This is a genomic window from Streptomyces spongiae (genome assembly GCF_009377185.1).
Classification (GTDB): domain Bacteria; phylum Actinomycetota; class Actinomycetes; order Streptomycetales; family Streptomycetaceae; genus Streptomyces; species Streptomyces spongiae.
Map to the genome: position 1 here is coordinate 1 of NZ_VJZC01000047.1, position 15,946 is coordinate 15,946.

Below are 15,946 nucleotides of genomic sequence, written 5' to 3' on the forward strand. Positions count from 1 at the left end.
GGCGGGTACCGGGTGCGGACGCTGCGGGTGTTTGATCTGTTTCCCATGACGCACCATGTGGAGTGTGTCGCGATCCTTGAGCCGGTGACTAAGGGCTCCTGACCTGCGGTTTTGTGCGTGCGCGTTATGTGCGGTGCGGGCGTTACGGGCGATGTCTTGACGCTGAAATGACGCTCATTTGACGCTCGTTCTGATGGGATGTCAGGCGTGTTGCTGGGCTGGTGAAGCCACATGAATCGGCGTGGTCGCAGAGGCCCGGCCGGGGAAAAAGTTCTGTTGGGCGGTCGGGAGCTGGCCGCGGCGGCATCATGGCGGGGTGGATCACAACCTCAGCGGGTTGAGTACCCGGGAGTTCGAGCACGTGTCGCAGGCCCTGGCCCAGGAGATCCTCGGGCCCAGCTCGGCACCCCGGTGGTGTGGGTCTGGGACAACCTGAGCACGCATCTCCAGCAGGAGATCTTCGACTTCGAGGCGGAGCACAAGGACTGGCTGGTCATCTTCCATCTGCCGCCGTACGCACCGGAGATCAACCCGCAGGAGGGCATCTGGAGCCTGCGCAAGAGGGCCGTGACCGACTTCGCCGCCGCCGACCTCGCGCACCTGACCCGCGTCATCAAACGGAAGCTGAAGAAGATCCAGTACCGGCCGCACCTGATCACAGACTGTCTGCCGAACACCGGCCTGGACCTTCAGGGCCTGATCGAGACACCGGACATCACGAATTCAACCTGAGTAACAGCATCTCCCAAAGCCTCAAAAGTCACCTGCCCTGTGCTACTCGGCATGGCAACCGGCGTGAGACCGGGGACTCCAGGCCAGCAGATCATGCGTGATGCTCTTCGGGGGCCCTGGAGGCGGTCATCCAGTTGGCCAGGTAGACGTCGATCTCGGTCATCAGCCGGCGTTTGGCCAAGGGGTCCATGAACGACGTCTCCACCGAGGTCTTGGCCAGATCGGCCACCTGAGGCTCGCTCAGGCCGAGAAGACGGGCTACGACCGCGTACTCACGGTTGAGGTCCGTGCCGAACATGAGCGGATCATCGGTGTTGACCGTGATGGGCACCCCGGCCCTCACCAGCTGACGGATGGGGTGCTGTTCCGCGTCCGCAACGACCCGTGTGGCCACGTTGGAGGTGAGGCAGACCTCCAGCGGAATCCGATGTTCGGCCAGGTGACGGAGCAGCGCCTCGTCGGTCACCGCGGTCGTCCCATGGCCGATGCGTTCAGCGCCCAGGACCCGCAGGGCCTCCCAGACACTCTCCGATCCGGAGGTTTCCCCCGCGTGGGGGACGCTGTGCAGTCCGGCCGCACGGGCCCGGTCGAAGTACGGCTTGAACTGGGCACGCGACACCCCGGCCTCCCTGCCCGCGAGCCCGAGGCTCACCAGCCCGTCGGCACCCACGTCCAAGGCCAGTCGGGTCGTCTCCTCCGCGGCTCCCAGCCCCGCGTCACCAGGAATGTCGAAGCACCAGCGTAGGACGACCCCCAGTTCGGCCTCGGCAGCGATCCGCGCGTCCTCGATCGCCGCCATGAATTCAGCCGCTGGAATTCCTCTGCGCACCGAACTGTAGGGAGTGACGGTCAGTTCGGCGTAGCGAACATTCTGACGGGCCAGATCCCGGGCGATTCCGATCGTCAGGAGCCTGACGTCATCCGCCGTACGAATGAGGTCGACCACGGAGACATAGGCTTCGATGAAATGCGAGAAGTCCCGGAAGGCAAAGTAATCGGCCAGTTCCCCTGCTTCTTTCGGGACCTTGGAAGCAGGATGGCGCGAAGCAAGTTCTATGACGGTCTCCGCGGGAGCGGATCCCACGTGATGCACGTGCAGTTCGGCTTTCGGCAATCCCGCGATGAATGATTCCATGGCTCGGATGGTACACACCGGCGGAGTTCCCGCAGGACGACAAGGAGCCGACAAGACGCGAGTGGGAAACTGTTTTCCAAATCAGCATGCTTTGCGGACGAACACTCTTACCAGAGGTGTCAGGTGAACGACCGAATCTCAACGCGAGAGCAATGCGGCGGATCCTTGGACGCACATGTCGAGGAGTTCTTCACGAACGGCTACACCGTGGTACCTGGCGTCTTCACCGAGGATGAGGTCGCCACGTTCCTGGCAGCCAACGAGCGCATCGTTCAGAAGGTCCGGTCCGCCCCGGAGCGATTCGTCGGATCTCGCTACACCGCTCGGCAGGACGGACAGGTCGACACTTGGGGGGTCAACAACATCTTCATGCCAGATCTCTATGAACCCGAACTGGCCAAGATATTCGGCCACCACGGGTTCATGGAGCCGGTCCACGCGATACTGGGGCCGCAGCTGCGTTTCTGGTCGGCGCATTCTCTGTGGTCGCCCCACCATGTGGACTACGAACTCAACTGGCACAAGGACAACCATGAGCACGAGCATTATGATCCGGACGGCAGACCCCGGCACGTGCAATTCAATGTGTGCCTCTCCGAGGACAATTCTTTCCACGCGATTCCAGGATCCCATCGCCGGCCCCTGACGGACCGTGAGCGTGCGGAGATCGAGGCTTTCGGAACAGGTCGGATGCCGGGCGAGGTCGTCGTCGACTGCCGCCCCGGGGACGTCATCTACATGAACTACCACATGGTGCACCGCGGTTCGTGTCGGGCGGGAGTCTTCCGCCGCACCCTGCACATGAACGTTCAATCCCAGGAGGAGCCGACCGGCGGGCAGACCTCATTGACCTGGATGCGTGACCCGGAATACCTGGACGGCGTCGAACCGGCGCTGGCCGCACTGATGCGCAACGCCATCGCGTGGGACGACAGCCATCCGATCAGCCGTGCCGAGGCCCGGCGGCGGATGCGGGTCCGGCAGGACGTTCGACACCATGTCGCGGGGCCGAGCGGGCAATGAGCTTCTTCCGCGTTGCCGTTCCAGGGTGAGGACAGCTGCGACGCCACGTTCGACCGGTGCCCGGGCTACGGCCAGGGCCCGGTTGACGGTCCTCTCGGAGCATCGTGACCCGCTCCACGGCACATGGGGCAGGTCGAGGGCCTCGCGCTTCGCGGACCGGGCGGTCAGAGAATGCCGAGCTTCTCCAGCCTGGCGAACATTGCCTCGAACTGCGCGCTCGACATCCGCCTGGCGGCGACCTCCGGGGGCGTTTCCATGGTGCGGCCGAGACTGAATCGGAACTTCCCCGTCCCAGGGTCGGCGGTCAGTGCGCGCCGTTTCTCCACCGGCCCACGAATGAGCAGGGACACCGTGTCGACGGTCGTCTCCGTTCGGTGAACGGTGTCGTGATGGAGCGTGTACCCGCCACCGGCGGACTCGAGTGTCCGGTAACGCGTGATGAGTTCCACGCCGTCGGCATCGTTCCTGGAGGGCGAGTCGAACCCACTCGGCGACTCGTAGAGGGTGTGGTGGTATCCCCCACTCAGCAACCTGGTCGAGAAGGACCAGCGGTGATTATGGGGATAGCCGGTCTCGAAGTCGTTCCAGAGGTGGAGACGGAGCCTAAAGCCGCGGTCCAGGGCATCGTGCAGCACTATCCTGCTGAGTTGCCTCGTCTGTTCGCACATGTCGCGCAGGGTGGGATTCTCCCAGGCCCCGATCGCCAGTTTCCGTAAGGACTGCTTGTCGAGAGCCAGCTCCTTCAGGAGTTCGGCATTGCGGGTGGACGCTTCCGCCAGATCGGTCCAGCCGACACTGTATTTCTCGATTTCCGAGATCATTCACCGGTCCCTCTGCTGTCGACTTGGCTGTTCGACTCAGAGAGTAGTGCCGGGAATCTTGTCCCGATCTTGTTGGCGCACGCGTCCTCGACATGGCCGGCCCGGCGTCAACCGTCCACCAGCACCGGTTCGCTGGGCGGGCCATCGGTCAGAAGGGCCTTGAGAAGCGCGGGGAGCCCGGCCGGGCGGAGCAGGTCGGAGGTCTTCTCCAGCTCTTCCACGCTCCACCAGCGGTAGCCGGTGATCGCGGCCTTCTCCACCTCCTGGAAGGCCGAGGTGTCCACTTCGAAGGCCGGGACCCGGGCCAGGAAGTAGCGTTGCGTGACTTCATAAGTGACGCCTTCTCTGACCGTCCTCCAAGGTCGCCCCTGCCAGATCTGCGGGCCCAGGTCGACATCGACCAGGCCGGTTTCCTCCCGCAATTCTCGAAGAGCCGCCTGTTCATAGCTCTCGCCGGACTCCAGGCCACCGCCGGCGGTGAACCAGCGCATGGAGTCGTCCTTGTGATCGCGCGCGGAAAACAACAGCAGCCGACCGCTTTCATCCAACAGCACGACACGCGCACTCGGGCGATGCGCGACTATTTCCTCTGGCGTTGGCGTAGGCACCAAGTCAGCTTACATCGGCTGCCGTTGTCCACGACGTGCCTGTCGGCACGCCACCGCGATCACCTGCTCGGGAGGAGCTTCTCCAGCAGCAGATCGACGACACTCCTGATCGTCGCGAATCTCTCGAAAGCGATGTCCTCGTCTTCGAAGACGATCCCGAAGGTGTCCTCCAGATCGATGGTGAACTGAACGCTGGCAAGTGAATCGAGCCCGTGATCGGCGAGGAGATCCATGTCCGGAAAGTCAGCCGAGATCCTGAGCTGAGCCGCCAGATTGGCCCGTACCTGTTTGTCGACCTCTTGTCTGTCCATCATGCCTACCTCTGTCGCGAGGGACGAGTTGCGGTCATGCCGTCGGAACCGGGACACACCCGGCACGTTCCAGGTCGCGAAGAAGACCCGCCTGCTGTGTGACCTTCTCGAAGGCCTCACCGACGGCGTCCAACTCGCCGCGCACGTCTCGGGAGAAGACCGGCAGCCGCAGTGCCGTGGCGACGTAGGTCTCGCTGTTCGGCAACTGCCCGTCGCGGTAACGGCGGTAGCTGTTCCCGGGCCCCGGGTGATAGGTGTCCAGCTTCCACTCCGGATCCTGGAACGCCGGTTCCTGATGCAGCGGTGGGGACTTGGGACGCGAGACGGGAACCCCCTCGGCAGCCAGCGCCCTGACGAACGTACCGATGGACAAGTCGCCCAACTCCTCCTGCCGGTACAGCGGTTGGTGACTGTAGTGGGCGATCCTCGTCATGTGCGGCCGGCGAACCGGAGGATGCACGCCGTCGATGCGCGAGAGCATCGCGTCCAGGTGCGCGCAGTTGGCCTCGCGGACCTTCAGCAGCTCGTCCAGTCGGGCCAGCGTCCGATCGGCGAGCACCGCGGCCACCGGGTGCATACGGAGATTGAGGCCGAGGCCGGTGCTCGCGAAGCGGCGGTACTCGTCACTGACGACGGCCTCCACGGAGCGGTTGAGGGAATGACCGAACAGCACGGCTCGTTCGTGGACGCGGTCGTCGTTCGTGGTCAGGATGCCGCCCGCGCCGGCCGTGACCTGCTTGCGCGACTGCATGCTGAAGGCCGCGACGTCTCCCAGGCCACCGACCCGCCGACCGTCGCACTCGGCGCCGTGGGCCTGCGAGCAGTCCTCGATCACCCACAGTCCGTGCTTGCGGGCGACGGAGAGGATCGTCGCCATGTCGACCGGGTATCCGTTGAGATGGGTGGCGACGATGGCCTTCGTCCGCGCGGTGACGTGCGATTCCAGGAGCGTGGGGTCGATGTTGCCCGTGTCGGCTTCGGCGTCCACCAGGACGGGCACGGCGTTGCAGACGAAGACCGGCATGACCGTCGCGTGGAACGTGTAGGTGGGGGCGAGGACTTCGTCGCCGGGTTGCAGGCCGATGGCGAAGAAGGCCGAGTGCAGGGCGGACGTACCGGAGTTCACCGCGAGCGCGTATCGCGTTCCCACGTACTCACGGAAGTGCTCCTCCAGGTCCCGCACCGTCCCTTCCCTGCCGTTGTACGAGATCTCGCCGCGCCGGACCAGTTCGGCGGCCGCCTCGACATCCGACTCGCAGAACGCCGGCCATCGTTCCTCCAGCGAGCTTTTGATCACGGGGGTGCCGCCGAGCAGCGCCAGTTTCTCGGTCACGTTCACTCCTGCCTAGCGTCATGGGGTGCGATGGTCGGGCCGCCCTCGGCTTCCAGCAGGGTGTCCAGGTCCGCCGCCGTCCGTATCCGCCGGCAGCGCACCCCCCGCTGGGCAAGTCGCTGCAGCAGTTCCCGGTTCCGGCGTCTGGACTGCCCGTGGGTGCGGGCCGCCCAGACGAGGAATCCCACCGCCTTGGGCAGCCGCTCCCGGTTTCCGTTCCAGAGGGTCTCCTTGTGGACGAGCCGGTGGACCGTACGACGGAGTACGCGCTGGAACGACACCCGGAACGGGATGTCGAGCCAGATCAGCGTGTCCGCCGCCTCGGCCAGCAAGGGGGATGCCGAACCGTACTGACCGTCCACGATCCAGCGGTCCGTCGCGGCGATGTGTGAGACCGCAGCCAGGAACTCCCTCTTGTCGGTCTTGCGCCAGCCCTCCTGCCAGAACAGGTGGTCCAGCTCATGCAGAGGGAGCGACAGCCGATCACGCAACTGGTGGGAGAGGGTTGTCTTGCCCGCACCCGGCGGGCCCGTGATCCAGATCCGCCTGCCGAGCCCGACGTCGGTCATGTGCGTGCCCTCGTCCGAATACCGGGCTGTTCGAGGACGCGCAGCACCAGGTCGGCCGCGTCGTCCGCCGGCATGTCCTCCGTGATGTCGAACAGGGGGCCGCGCAAGCCGGCCACGGCGACCTCCGGGTTGGTCCGCAGGGCGTCGAGCCGGTCGGCATCGGCGCCGTCTGCCAGCAGCCGTGCGCCGAGCACGGTGTCGGCGAGGGACAGCGGCTGTGTCTCTCCGCCGAAGTACCGCTGTACGCAGAACATCCCCTCGATCGCCCCGGGAGAGAGATGGATCGCGTTGAGGCTGGTGCACACATTCCAGTGCCCGCTCCATCGGGGGCGTCGTTCCAGCAGTTCCCGCCTGATCGAACCGGGTTCGGCCCGGACCGGATCGGTGGCCCCGACGGCACGCGCCCGGATCTCGCGCAGGGGTTCCTCGCTGGTGCACTCCACCAGGACCACGCAGGTGCCGGGGGCGGAGAAGTGGGCGGCCTGGAAGGGATGAAAGGCGTTGAGGACAGTCCAGAGGAGACCGTCCATCATCAGTTCGGTGGCGTAGGTTCCGGCCCCGAACTTCGTCACCGGAAGGTTCTGCGCCAGCACGTCCAGAGACCTCGCCGTGAACTCGGGGAAGCGCTCCAGGAACTGATGCCCACCCAGTACGCGGTCGGGGGCAGCCTCAGGACGATGCCGCAGCAGTCGCTCCCCGGCCGCCGCCGACACGCGGTCCATGCCATGCCGGGAGATCGCGTTGAGCATCTCGTAGTGCGACTCCACCCAGTGGTGCCGCCGCACCCGCGTGCCCGACAGCACCCGGGCGGCCCCGAACTCCGTCCCGTGCTCCTCGAGCACGGAGAACACCCAGCCCAACAGCTTCGCGCCGTCTGCCGCCGAGGCGGCCCGGGTCAGTTCCGGCTTGAGCATCAGCAGGAACTGATGGGACCGCTCGGTCACTTGAGGAGCGCGGTACGGCCGCACCGTCCTGACGACGCTCTCCGCGGGGTGTTCGGAGCAGTGGGCGATGGCATCCAGCAATTCGCCGATCATGGCCACGAGTCACCTCACCACAGCGTGATACCGGAATGAATGAGTTCTTCTGTCAGCCCGTAGGTCGAGTCGAGTCCCGCGGTGACGATCTCGCCCACCCGCGCGCGCGTGGACTCGTCCTCCTGCCAGGAGCGGATCTTCACGACGACCTCCTCGGGCCGGTGCAGCGGCGCCTCCTTGGAGGTGAAGATGTGCGTTTCCACCGGCCGCCCGCACAGGTCGCTGATCTGCGCGGCGAGGCGATGAGCAAGGACGTTGTACAGCTTGCCGGTGTGGTCCATCGGGTTCTTGCCCGCCGGAGCCTCGATGCTCATCGGCCGCATGGGGGTGATCAGTCCGTTGACGCGATTGCCCCGGCCCACGGCTCCCACGTCCCCCGTGTCGGCCACCGAGCCGAGAACGGTCAGATACGGGCGCACACCCCGGTCGGCCGGATTCAGCAGGACCTCACAGCGTTCCTCCAGAACGCGGTCCAGCAGCTCCTGGACGGCTCGACGGCACTGTCCCACCCGGTGTTGATAGTGGTCGAAGGACTCGATGTCGGCCGCTATGAACGGCATGTTGACGACGAGGCGGAAATCGTCCTGCCGCCGGCTGCCGAACACCTTGACGTCCCAGCCGGTGTCAGGATTCGCGGCCTTGAACTCCTCACCGGTGATCATCTGCTCGACGCCCAGGACGGCCCGTTCGAGCCTGCTCAGCGGCGCGTATCCATGCAGCAGGTTGCAGTCGTTGGAGGTGAGCGCCGGATCGCCGGGAGCGACCAGGTCCGCCGGGCCGAGCGGTCGATAACGGGTGCTGCCGCGCCCGGGACCCTGATGGTCAACGACCCGGTTCTCGACTCGCAGGTGTTTGTCCGGTTCGAACCCGGTGGTCACCTGGGTGAGCACGTCAGCGGCGGCGGTGTGCAGGATGTCGTCGAGCGGAATCTCCTCACTTCCGCAGCGCAGGGCGGCCTTGCCCGCGAACAGCACCGTGTAGGGGTGGACGAGTTCGCCCCTCCCGAAGTCGAAATCGGCCTCCCCGCCGAAGATGAGGACCTTGTCGAACCAGTGGTGTGCCACGCGGCCGAAGCGGCTGAGGCAGTGAGTGGCGTAGTAGCGGGAGGCGCGTTCGGCGATCGCGTCCGCCATGGTGTCCGGATGCCCGACACCCTTGCGTTCCACCAACTCGTACGGCAACGCGTCGACCTCGGGCCGGAAGTCGGGTTGGACGCTGATGAACTCCAGGGCTGTGCTCGAGGAAGTCAACTGATGCTCCTGCTTGGAATCGTCATGGCATGGTCGGACAGCAGGTCGCGGATCATGTCCGCGCTTTCTCGCAGCGCGGAGAACCGTTGCACCAGCAGGTAGGCCGGGATCTCGGTGGCGACCCGGGAGCACAGCGCCGCGGTACTCGGTTCAGGCGGAAAGCAGGGAGCCAGAAATTTCTCGTTCCGCAGCAGGACGGGCACGGTGTTCTCGGTCAGCCCGCGCAGGGCGGCAGCGGCCTCCAGCGGGACCAACCGCACTTTCTCGGACGGGGATTCGGCGAACACCGGAAAGACCAGGGCCCTGACCAGTGCCCGCGCGCGGGGAGGCCGTCGGTTCGTCAGGCTCGTCAGCTCGCCAGGTTGGAGTATGGCTTCCGAACCGGCGTCGCGGACGGCTACCCGGTGGGCCGGATGGGACAGGACGTGGCTGTCCAGGTCGATATCCAGTGCCGCGAGGGTTTCCTGCCGGACGGAGACGGCGCGTGGCCATCCTCGGCCGACCCAGCCGGCCTCGGTGCCGACCAGGCTGACGTCGTCGTTGGCTACGAAGTCCAGGCCCGCGGTCAGACATGCCACGATCGACGAGGTCTTTCCCGCGCCCTTTCCGCCGAGGATCACGACGCCCTGGTCGTCCGCGCTGACCATGCCGCCGTGCAGGAAGAGCTCCTCGCCCCGGCTGTGCCCCACGCGCAGCAGGATACGGACGTAGCGGACGAGGTACTGCACGACGAGCGGCCCCGGCAGGCCGGCGTCCACAACCAGTTCGCGACGTCCAGGGTGCGACCACAGCCGCATGGGCGGCTCCCCGGTTCCGCGGACAGTCGTCAGCTGGTGCTCGTCGAGGTCGTCCTCCATCGGGGTCGTGGTCCGCACCTGCCACCAGCGGGCGTGGTCAGCCGTCACCACCTTCACCCGCACATAGGGTTCCAGGAGGGCACGGGCCGCCTCCTGCAGTGTGGCGGGCAGCACCAGATGCACCGCGTAGGGCGGATCCCCGCAGCGCAGCGTGGCGAGATCCCGTTGCCCTCGGCCGCTCACCGTCCGATCCTCGAAGCCGCCGCGGCGACGGCCGGGGCCAGTGTGGTGCGCACCATGGACGCTCCCTCGGCCGCCCAGCCCAGATACCACTGGAGCGTGTCCGGGCTGTGGCACCCGAGTTGCGCGACGTACTGAGGGGTGGGAACGCAGTAGAGCTCCAGGATCGGAACGACCGCCGCCAGCTCCCGTGGCTCGGCGGGCCTGGGAGCTGTGCCGCGCACCAGCAGTTCGGTGGCGAGTTCCGGGTGGACCATGAAGCTTCCCCGTCCCTTGCGGGCCAGAAAGAGTGCCGCCCTGGCCAGGTCGTACACCCGCGGTCTGATGTCGACGGCGTCCCAGTCCAGGACGGAGGAGATGTGTCCGGCCTCGTCGAAGACCAGGTTCGAGCCGGCGATCTCGCCATGGGTGAGGGTCTGGGGCAGGCTGCGGTACAGCGGATCGTCGAGTTCCGCGCGGGCCCGTCGAAAGGCGTCCAGATACGCGGGGCGGACGGCCTCCCAGAGTTCGCCGGGTGACGAGGCGAGGACGGCGTCGGCGAGCTCTTCCATCCCCGTCTCGTCGGCTGTCAGCCAGTACTCCATGTCCTGCGTGGGGTTGTGTCCACCGGCCGGCAGTCCCTCGCACCGCGTGGTGTGCAGCATGGCCGCGCAATCCGCGGCCCTTGCCAGATCCTCGGCGTATCCGTCGATGTACCCGCGGCCGGCCACGTAGGGCCGCAGCTGCCATTGACTGCCCTGGTACTCGACGGTCGTGGCGTGATCGACCGCTTCGACCAGCGGCTGCACCGGCACTCCATGGGCGGCGGCCCGAGCGGTGGCGGCCTGTTGGAACTCCAGCCAGTCCGGGACGGCGTGGCGCCCGAAGCGCTTGAGGGCGAAGACGCCTTCCGACGTGTGCAGCCGCCACACCGCGTTGACACCACGGCGCACCAGCCGTTCCTGCGTCTCCACGCGCAGGCCGTAGCCCGTGTGGGCCACCTCGCGGGCGGTTCGATCCGTGGAGACCTTCCAGTAGACCTCTGCGCTCATGACCGGGCTGCCCCGGTGTACGCGGTCGCCGGACGGGCGGACTTCTCCACGAAGTGCTGGAAGCGGCGCAGCGCCTCGGACTCCGGGAGGCCGGCGGGAGGGCTCTTGAAGAGAAAGGGGCAGACCGGATCCACGACGCCCACCAGCCCTTGATCAGCGGCGGTTCGAGCGATCCGGACCGCGTTCGCCACGACCGAGGCCGCGTTGGGGCTGTCCTCCACCTCCAGCCGGATCTCCATCGACACGGGTGTGCCGAGAATGCCCTCCGCCTCGATGCGCAGGAAGCACACCTTGCGGTCGCCGAGGTACTTCACATAGCCGTTGGGGCCCGCCGCCACGTCATCGGAGTCGATACCCGCGCTGGTCAGAGCGCGCCGTTTCGAGATCTGTTTGCTTCGTGAGCGCGTCGGGTCGGCGAGGTTGTAGAAGTCCATGTTGCCGCCCACATTGAGCTGGTAGGTGTTGGCCACGTGCATTCCGCGCGACTGGAGGAGTTCCAGGAGCGCGGTGTGCAGAGTCGTGGCGCCGAGATGGCTGCGCAGGTCGTCGCCGAGCAGCGGCACCCCGCGGGAGACGAACAGCTCGACGAGTTCCGCACGGTTGGCGACCGGCTCGGGAGTGGCGTTGACGAATGCCACCCCGGCCTCGGCACTGGCGCGGGCGTATGCCTGTACCGCGGCCGTGGACCCGGTCGGCAGGAAGCAGACCAGCACCTGGGCGCGTGACTGCCTCAGGGCGGCTGTCACGTCGGCCGCGGTGAGGGACGCGCAGTCCGGGTGCGGGTGGACCATCTCCGACAGGTTCCCGTCCAGACCGTCGAGCAGCGGGCCGGAGCGAACCCGGACCCCGGTGAGCGGGACGGGAACGTGGTTCAGAGCGGCGGTCGGTGCGACGGCGATCGCATCCGCGAGATCCTGGCCGACCTTGTTGCCGTCCACGTCGAAGGCGGCGACGAACTCGACGTCGCCGAGTCGGTATCCGCCGATGTGCTCGTGCATGACCCCGGCCATCCGGGGTCCCGAGTCGCGGGAGAGAACAGTGGCCTGAACGAAGCTCGACGCACACGAGCCGATGCCGGCCAGAGCGACACGAATGAATCGATCGGTCATGAGAAACCTTGTCCTGAGAATTTTCGGGGATACAGCACATTTGTCGCGGACCGGTCGCTGCCGGCCCGCGACACTAGAGAGGCAGACTCCTTCTCTCACGCCCTTCGAACACGTACCACTCGCGGTATCCGATTTCCCGGAGACGCTTGCGGACCAGTTCATGGTCCTCGGCGATCCTTTCCGGGACGTGGGCGTCGGAGCCGAATGTGATCTTCACTCCGAAATAGGCTGCTCTTTCGAGGACGTCCGGTTGCGGATACCATCCTCCGCACGCCTTGGTTCCGCCCGACGTGTTGACCTCCACGACCGTGTCGCTCTCCGCGATGACACGCAGCATCCGATCCACCGCGGCGGTCTTGATCGAGCCGATTTCCGGGCAGTTGCCGCGAAGGGCGTCGATGTGACCGAGGATGTCGAACATACCCGACCTCGCCGAGTCGGCGATCAGTTCGCAATACTTTTCCTTCTCCTCCAGAAGAAACTCAGGGGACGCGTTCTCCCACCGCCTGAGATCAAAAATGTCCGTCCCGCCCATCACATGGACGGATCCGATGACGTAGTCGAGGTCAATTCCCTCGTAAATACGCCGATACAGTCCGACGTGCTCGGGAAAGAAGTCGGACTCCACACCGATGAGGATGCGGATCCGGCCGCGGTACTCCTCACGCAGCGCCGCGGCCTCGGCGAGGTAACCAGGGAAATCGCTCTTGGCCATCGCCACCCCCGGTTTGTGGTGATCGGCCGCCTCCGCGAAGAACGGAGAGTGATCGGAGAACCCGAGGATGTCGAGCCCGGCGGAGATCGCTGCCTCGACGTAGTCACGCAGTTCGCCGCGGGCGTGCCCGCACCGGGCATGATGGGTGTGCAGGTCGAATTTCACGCCGCTCCTCCCGCTCACATCGCCGTGTAGCCGGCGTCCACCATGAGGTTCGTGCCGGTGATGTAGCTCGCCTCCGCGGACAGCAGGAAGGCCACCGATGCCGCGATCTCCTCCGGATCGGCCGTCCTGCCCAGCAGATGCCGGCCTCCGATCTCCGGGTCCCGGTCCGCTTGCTCCCGGGTCATTCCCAGCACTTCTCGGTGGAAGCGTTCGTTGTTCTCGTTCCACACCGTGCCGGGGTTGACGGCGTTCACCCTGATGTTGTCGGAGGCGAGTTCCAGGGCCATGCATCGGGTCATGTTCACTACCGCGCCCTTGGTCGTGCTGTAGGTCATGAGACCGGCCTGCGCGATGTGCCCTGATATCGAGGCGATGTTGACGATCGATCCGCCACCCGCCGCTTTCATGAAAGGTGCCGAGTGCTTCACGCACAGCGCCTGGCCCATGATGTTGACGTCCATCACGCGCCGCCATTCGTCGACCGTGGCCTCGACACCGCGCATGATGAAAGCGGCGGCGCAGTTGATCAGGAAGCGCACGCCCCCGAAGGACTCGACGGCTGCCGCGACCGCGCGCTCCACCGAGTCCTCGTCCGACACGTCGGTCCGTACGAAGCGAGTGACGGGCGAGCCGACCCGAGCGTTTATCTCTTCGACCGCCGCCTTTCCGTACTCCTCGTTCACATCGGCGATCAGCACATGAGCGCCTTCTTCGACGAGTCTGTCCACCACGGCTCTGCCGATTCCCTGGGCGCCACCCGTGACGATCGCGGACTGACCTGAGAGCCCTCGCATTGATGCTCCTCCACGTGGTGTCCCCGGCGAGAAATGATCAGCGGTTCGGGATGATTGCTACGGAAATTCGTCGATGAAATTCGTAAAGCACTCCGCCGATTCAACAGCGAATCTCTTGCCGACCGCTTGTCGGATGCTTGCCGCTCCCATGCCGGTGCGTTCGGGCGCGGCGCCGGTGGGCAGCCGCACGGTCACGGGACGACTCGGCTCACATGGACAGCCCCGATCGGGACTGTGCAATTGAGGAAACTTCGCAGTTGCACAACGCCTTGAGCGCACCCCTGCGGACCACGCGTGGTGCGCGGACGGCTTCCAGATCCCGTGGCGGTTCCGGCCTCCTCAGTTGTTCCGGCCGTGGTCGGGCCATACGGTCCGCCACAGCCACTGCGGCGGACCGCCACGAACGTGATGCCGCGGACGGTCGGACAGAGGGCTGATTCCGTAGGTTCGGCGCCCCGTCGGCTCCTGCCGGAGTCCATGTCCGCAGTCCGCCCCACCGCAGCGGGGTCAACCGCTGACGAGGGCCACCAGCGACTCCCGGTCCGTCTTGCCGTTCGGGGTCGTGGGCAGTGCGTCGAGCACGCGCAGTTCCGAGGGGAGCATGTAAGTCGGCAGCGCCTGCGCGCAGTGGGCCCGTAGCTCGGCCGCGCCGACGTCCGTGGACCGGGCGGACACCACGACGAACGCGCTGAGACGGCGATCGCCATCGGCGGGGCCGAGGACGAGCACTTCCGCCGCCATGACGCCGGGGAACTCCAGCAGTCGGTGCCTGACCTCGTCGAGTTCCACGCGGTTGCCCCGGATCTGGACCTGGGAGTCGGCCCTCCCGCAGAAGTACATCTCCCCTCGCTGTCCGGTGTGCCCCAGGTCGCCGGTGCGGAGAACCACCTGACCGGAGCGGGGGGACACGGGATCCGGAAGCAGTGCCGCCCGAGTGGCGTCCGGGTCGTCCCAATACCCCGTGAAGAGGGCGGGACTGCGCACGACGATCTCTCCGACGAGACCAGGACGTTCGATCAGCCGCCCCGCCTCGTCGACAAGGAGCATCTCGGCACCCTTGTGCGCGAACCCTATCGAGAGCCGCTTCACGTCGGCGGGCAGTGGGTTGGGGACCTCCTCGAACGAACAGGCCATCGACTCGGTGCTGCCGTAGCAGTTGGTCACGCGAACCCCCGGGAGAAGCGCGCGAAGGTGACGCAGCTCAGGGAGCGGGAAGTCCTCCCCGCAGAAGAGGATCCCGCGCAGCCGGTCGAGGTCGGCCAGGCCCTGCTGCTCATGCCGCAGGACCGGCCGCCAGATGGACGGGACGCCGTTCACCTGGGTCGCTCCGGTTTCCTTCAGCACCCGCACGAAGCGCCGCGGCCACCGCAGCGATTCCGGTGGAACCGTCACCAGGGCGGCACCGCTGCCCAGGGCCAGGCCGACGTTGATCAAGGAGAAGTCGAACTGGAGCGGCGAGGTGTTGGCGACGCGGTCGTCGGGGGTCACCAGACGCTGAGCCATCATGCCGTGGTAGAAGGACGTGACAGCCCGGTGGCTCATCACCACCCCTTTGGGACGTCCCGTCGTCCCCGAGGTGAAGATGACGTACGCCGGGTCGGTCACCGTCGGCTCCCGCCGACGGCGTGCCCGGTCGGCCGGCGCCCGCTCGATCGTGAGCGAGGGCCCTTCGATGTGTCCCAGTCCGACGCCGGACGGGATGTCCGCGTCACCGGCTCCCGGGCACCGCAGGTAGAGCGCGGGTTCGGTGGTCCTCATGATGGACGCCAGCCGCTGTTCCGGCGGCCTTGTACCCACCGGAACGAACGTCAGGCCCAGTGCCGAGCAGGCCAGCAGAGCCGCGATCGAAGCGGCCGAGAGATCCGCCTCCAGAATGACCCGGTCACCGATCTCGAGCCCCAGCCCGTCGAGCGCGGCCATGTGGTCGCGGACGAGGAGCTCGAGTTCACGATAGGTGGTGACGGCGTACCGCTCTGAGCCGGCGGGTTCGATGACCGCAGGGCGGTCCGGAAGAGTGCCGGCCATCCTGAGTAGGAATTCGTGAAGAAATTCCTCCCGCCCGGTGTCCAAAAGGCCAGGAAATATCGTGCGATCGCTCATGGATTCCTCCGCGCGGTCATCGGTCCTCGTGGAGCGGTATCGATGGATGTCGGCGTACGAAATAGTCCGCGTGCGGCCGACAGCAGCCGCCAGGCTACTTCTTCGTACCCGCGTCGACGTGTGCCGTGCCGTCGGCCGAAGTCGGCAACCGGTGCGGCGATTGACAGGCCGAAGAC

17 protein-coding genes are annotated in these 15,946 nt (G+C 66.3%); 2 read left to right on the plus strand and 15 right to left on the minus strand.

What is annotated here, in order from left to right; all coding sequences use genetic code 11:
• Positions 1–411 precede the first annotated feature (411 nt).
• Entirely contained in the window at positions 412–732 is a 321-nt protein-coding gene (locus FNH08_RS53500; RefSeq protein ID WP_322724149.1) for a transposase, read from the plus strand.
• 91 nt (positions 733–823) lie between these two features.
• Here the strand turns inward: FNH08_RS53500 and FNH08_RS10130 are convergent, their stop codons facing one another.
• Positions 824–1,867, minus strand: coding sequence for an adenosine deaminase (locus tag FNH08_RS10130; protein ID WP_152771106.1), 1,044 nt, complete (start codon positions 1,865–1,867; stop codon positions 824–826).
• 123 nt (positions 1,868–1,990) lie between these two features.
• Here FNH08_RS10130 and FNH08_RS10135 point away from each other — a divergent pair, with 123 nt between their 5' ends.
• Positions 1,991–2,890 (plus strand): phytanoyl-CoA dioxygenase family protein, encoded by a 900-nt coding sequence (locus FNH08_RS10135; protein ID WP_194238440.1) that lies wholly within the window; start codon positions 1,991–1,993, stop codon positions 2,888–2,890.
• 164 nt (positions 2,891–3,054) lie between these two features.
• Here the strand turns inward: FNH08_RS10135 and FNH08_RS10140 are convergent, their stop codons facing one another.
• The 14 genes from FNH08_RS10140 to FNH08_RS10200 all read right to left on the minus strand — a co-directional run bounded on the left by FNH08_RS10140 (position 3,055) and on the right by FNH08_RS10200 (position 15,695).
• Positions 3,055–3,711: a hypothetical protein gene (locus tag FNH08_RS10140; protein ID WP_152771108.1), complete on the minus strand. Its 657-nt coding sequence runs from the start codon at positions 3,709–3,711 to the stop codon at positions 3,055–3,057.
• Positions 3,712–3,818: 107 nt separating this feature from the next.
• Positions 3,819–4,319, minus strand: coding sequence for an NUDIX hydrolase (locus tag FNH08_RS10145; protein WP_322724150.1), 501 nt, complete (start codon positions 4,317–4,319; stop codon positions 3,819–3,821).
• 59 nt (positions 4,320–4,378) lie between these two features.
• On the minus strand, positions 4,379–4,633 hold the full coding sequence (locus FNH08_RS10150) for an acyl carrier protein (RefSeq protein WP_152771110.1): 255 nt from the start codon (positions 4,631–4,633) through the stop codon (positions 4,379–4,381).
• A gap of 31 nt (positions 4,634–4,664) precedes the next feature.
• Positions 4,665–5,963, minus strand: a complete 1,299-nt coding sequence (locus tag FNH08_RS10155; RefSeq protein WP_152771111.1) for a DegT/DnrJ/EryC1/StrS family aminotransferase — start codon at positions 5,961–5,963, stop codon at positions 4,665–4,667.
• 2 nt (positions 5,964–5,965) lie between these two features.
• On the minus strand, positions 5,966–6,532 hold the full coding sequence (locus FNH08_RS10160; RefSeq protein WP_152771112.1) for a P-loop NTPase family protein: 567 nt from the start codon (positions 6,530–6,532) through the stop codon (positions 5,966–5,968).
• Positions 6,529–7,569 carry a hypothetical protein gene (locus tag FNH08_RS10165; RefSeq protein ID WP_152771113.1) on the minus strand — a complete coding sequence of 347 codons (1,041 nt, stop codon included), beginning with the start codon at positions 7,567–7,569 and terminating at the stop codon, positions 6,529–6,531. Before FNH08_RS10165 ends, FNH08_RS10160 begins: the two co-directional genes overlap by 4 nt.
• 14 nt (positions 7,570–7,583) lie before the next feature.
• A complete protein-coding gene (locus FNH08_RS10170; RefSeq protein WP_228034020.1) occupies positions 7,584–8,819 on the minus strand; it encodes a methionine adenosyltransferase in 1,236 nt (411 codons plus the stop codon).
• Entirely contained in the window at positions 8,816–9,859 is a 1,044-nt protein-coding gene (locus FNH08_RS10175; RefSeq protein WP_152771114.1) for a hypothetical protein, read from the minus strand. The genes FNH08_RS10170 and FNH08_RS10175 overlap by 4 nt, the downstream gene beginning before the upstream one ends.
• Positions 9,856–10,887, minus strand: a complete 1,032-nt coding sequence (locus tag FNH08_RS10180) for a phosphotransferase enzyme family protein (protein WP_152771115.1) — start codon at positions 10,885–10,887, stop codon at positions 9,856–9,858. Before FNH08_RS10180 ends, FNH08_RS10175 begins: the two co-directional genes overlap by 4 nt.
• Entirely contained in the window at positions 10,884–11,996 is a 1,113-nt protein-coding gene (locus tag FNH08_RS10185; protein WP_152771116.1) for an inositol-3-phosphate synthase, read from the minus strand. The genes FNH08_RS10180 and FNH08_RS10185 overlap by 4 nt, the downstream gene beginning before the upstream one ends.
• 73 nt (positions 11,997–12,069) lie before the next feature.
• Positions 12,070–12,876 (minus strand): histidinol-phosphatase, encoded by an 807-nt coding sequence (locus FNH08_RS10190; RefSeq protein WP_322724154.1) that lies wholly within the window; start codon positions 12,874–12,876, stop codon positions 12,070–12,072.
• Positions 12,877–12,890: 14 nt separating this feature from the next.
• On the minus strand, positions 12,891–13,670 hold the full coding sequence (locus tag FNH08_RS10195) for an SDR family NAD(P)-dependent oxidoreductase (RefSeq protein ID WP_152771117.1): 780 nt from the start codon (positions 13,668–13,670) through the stop codon (positions 12,891–12,893).
• A gap of 57 nt (positions 13,671–13,727) precedes the next feature.
• Positions 13,728–13,865, minus strand: coding sequence for a hypothetical protein (locus FNH08_RS50685; protein WP_194238442.1), 138 nt, complete (start codon positions 13,863–13,865; stop codon positions 13,728–13,730).
• A gap of 312 nt (positions 13,866–14,177) precedes the next feature.
• Positions 14,178–15,695, minus strand: a complete 1,518-nt coding sequence (locus FNH08_RS10200; protein WP_228034021.1) for an AMP-binding protein — start codon at positions 15,693–15,695, stop codon at positions 14,178–14,180.
• Positions 15,696–15,946: the final 251 nt, after the last annotated feature.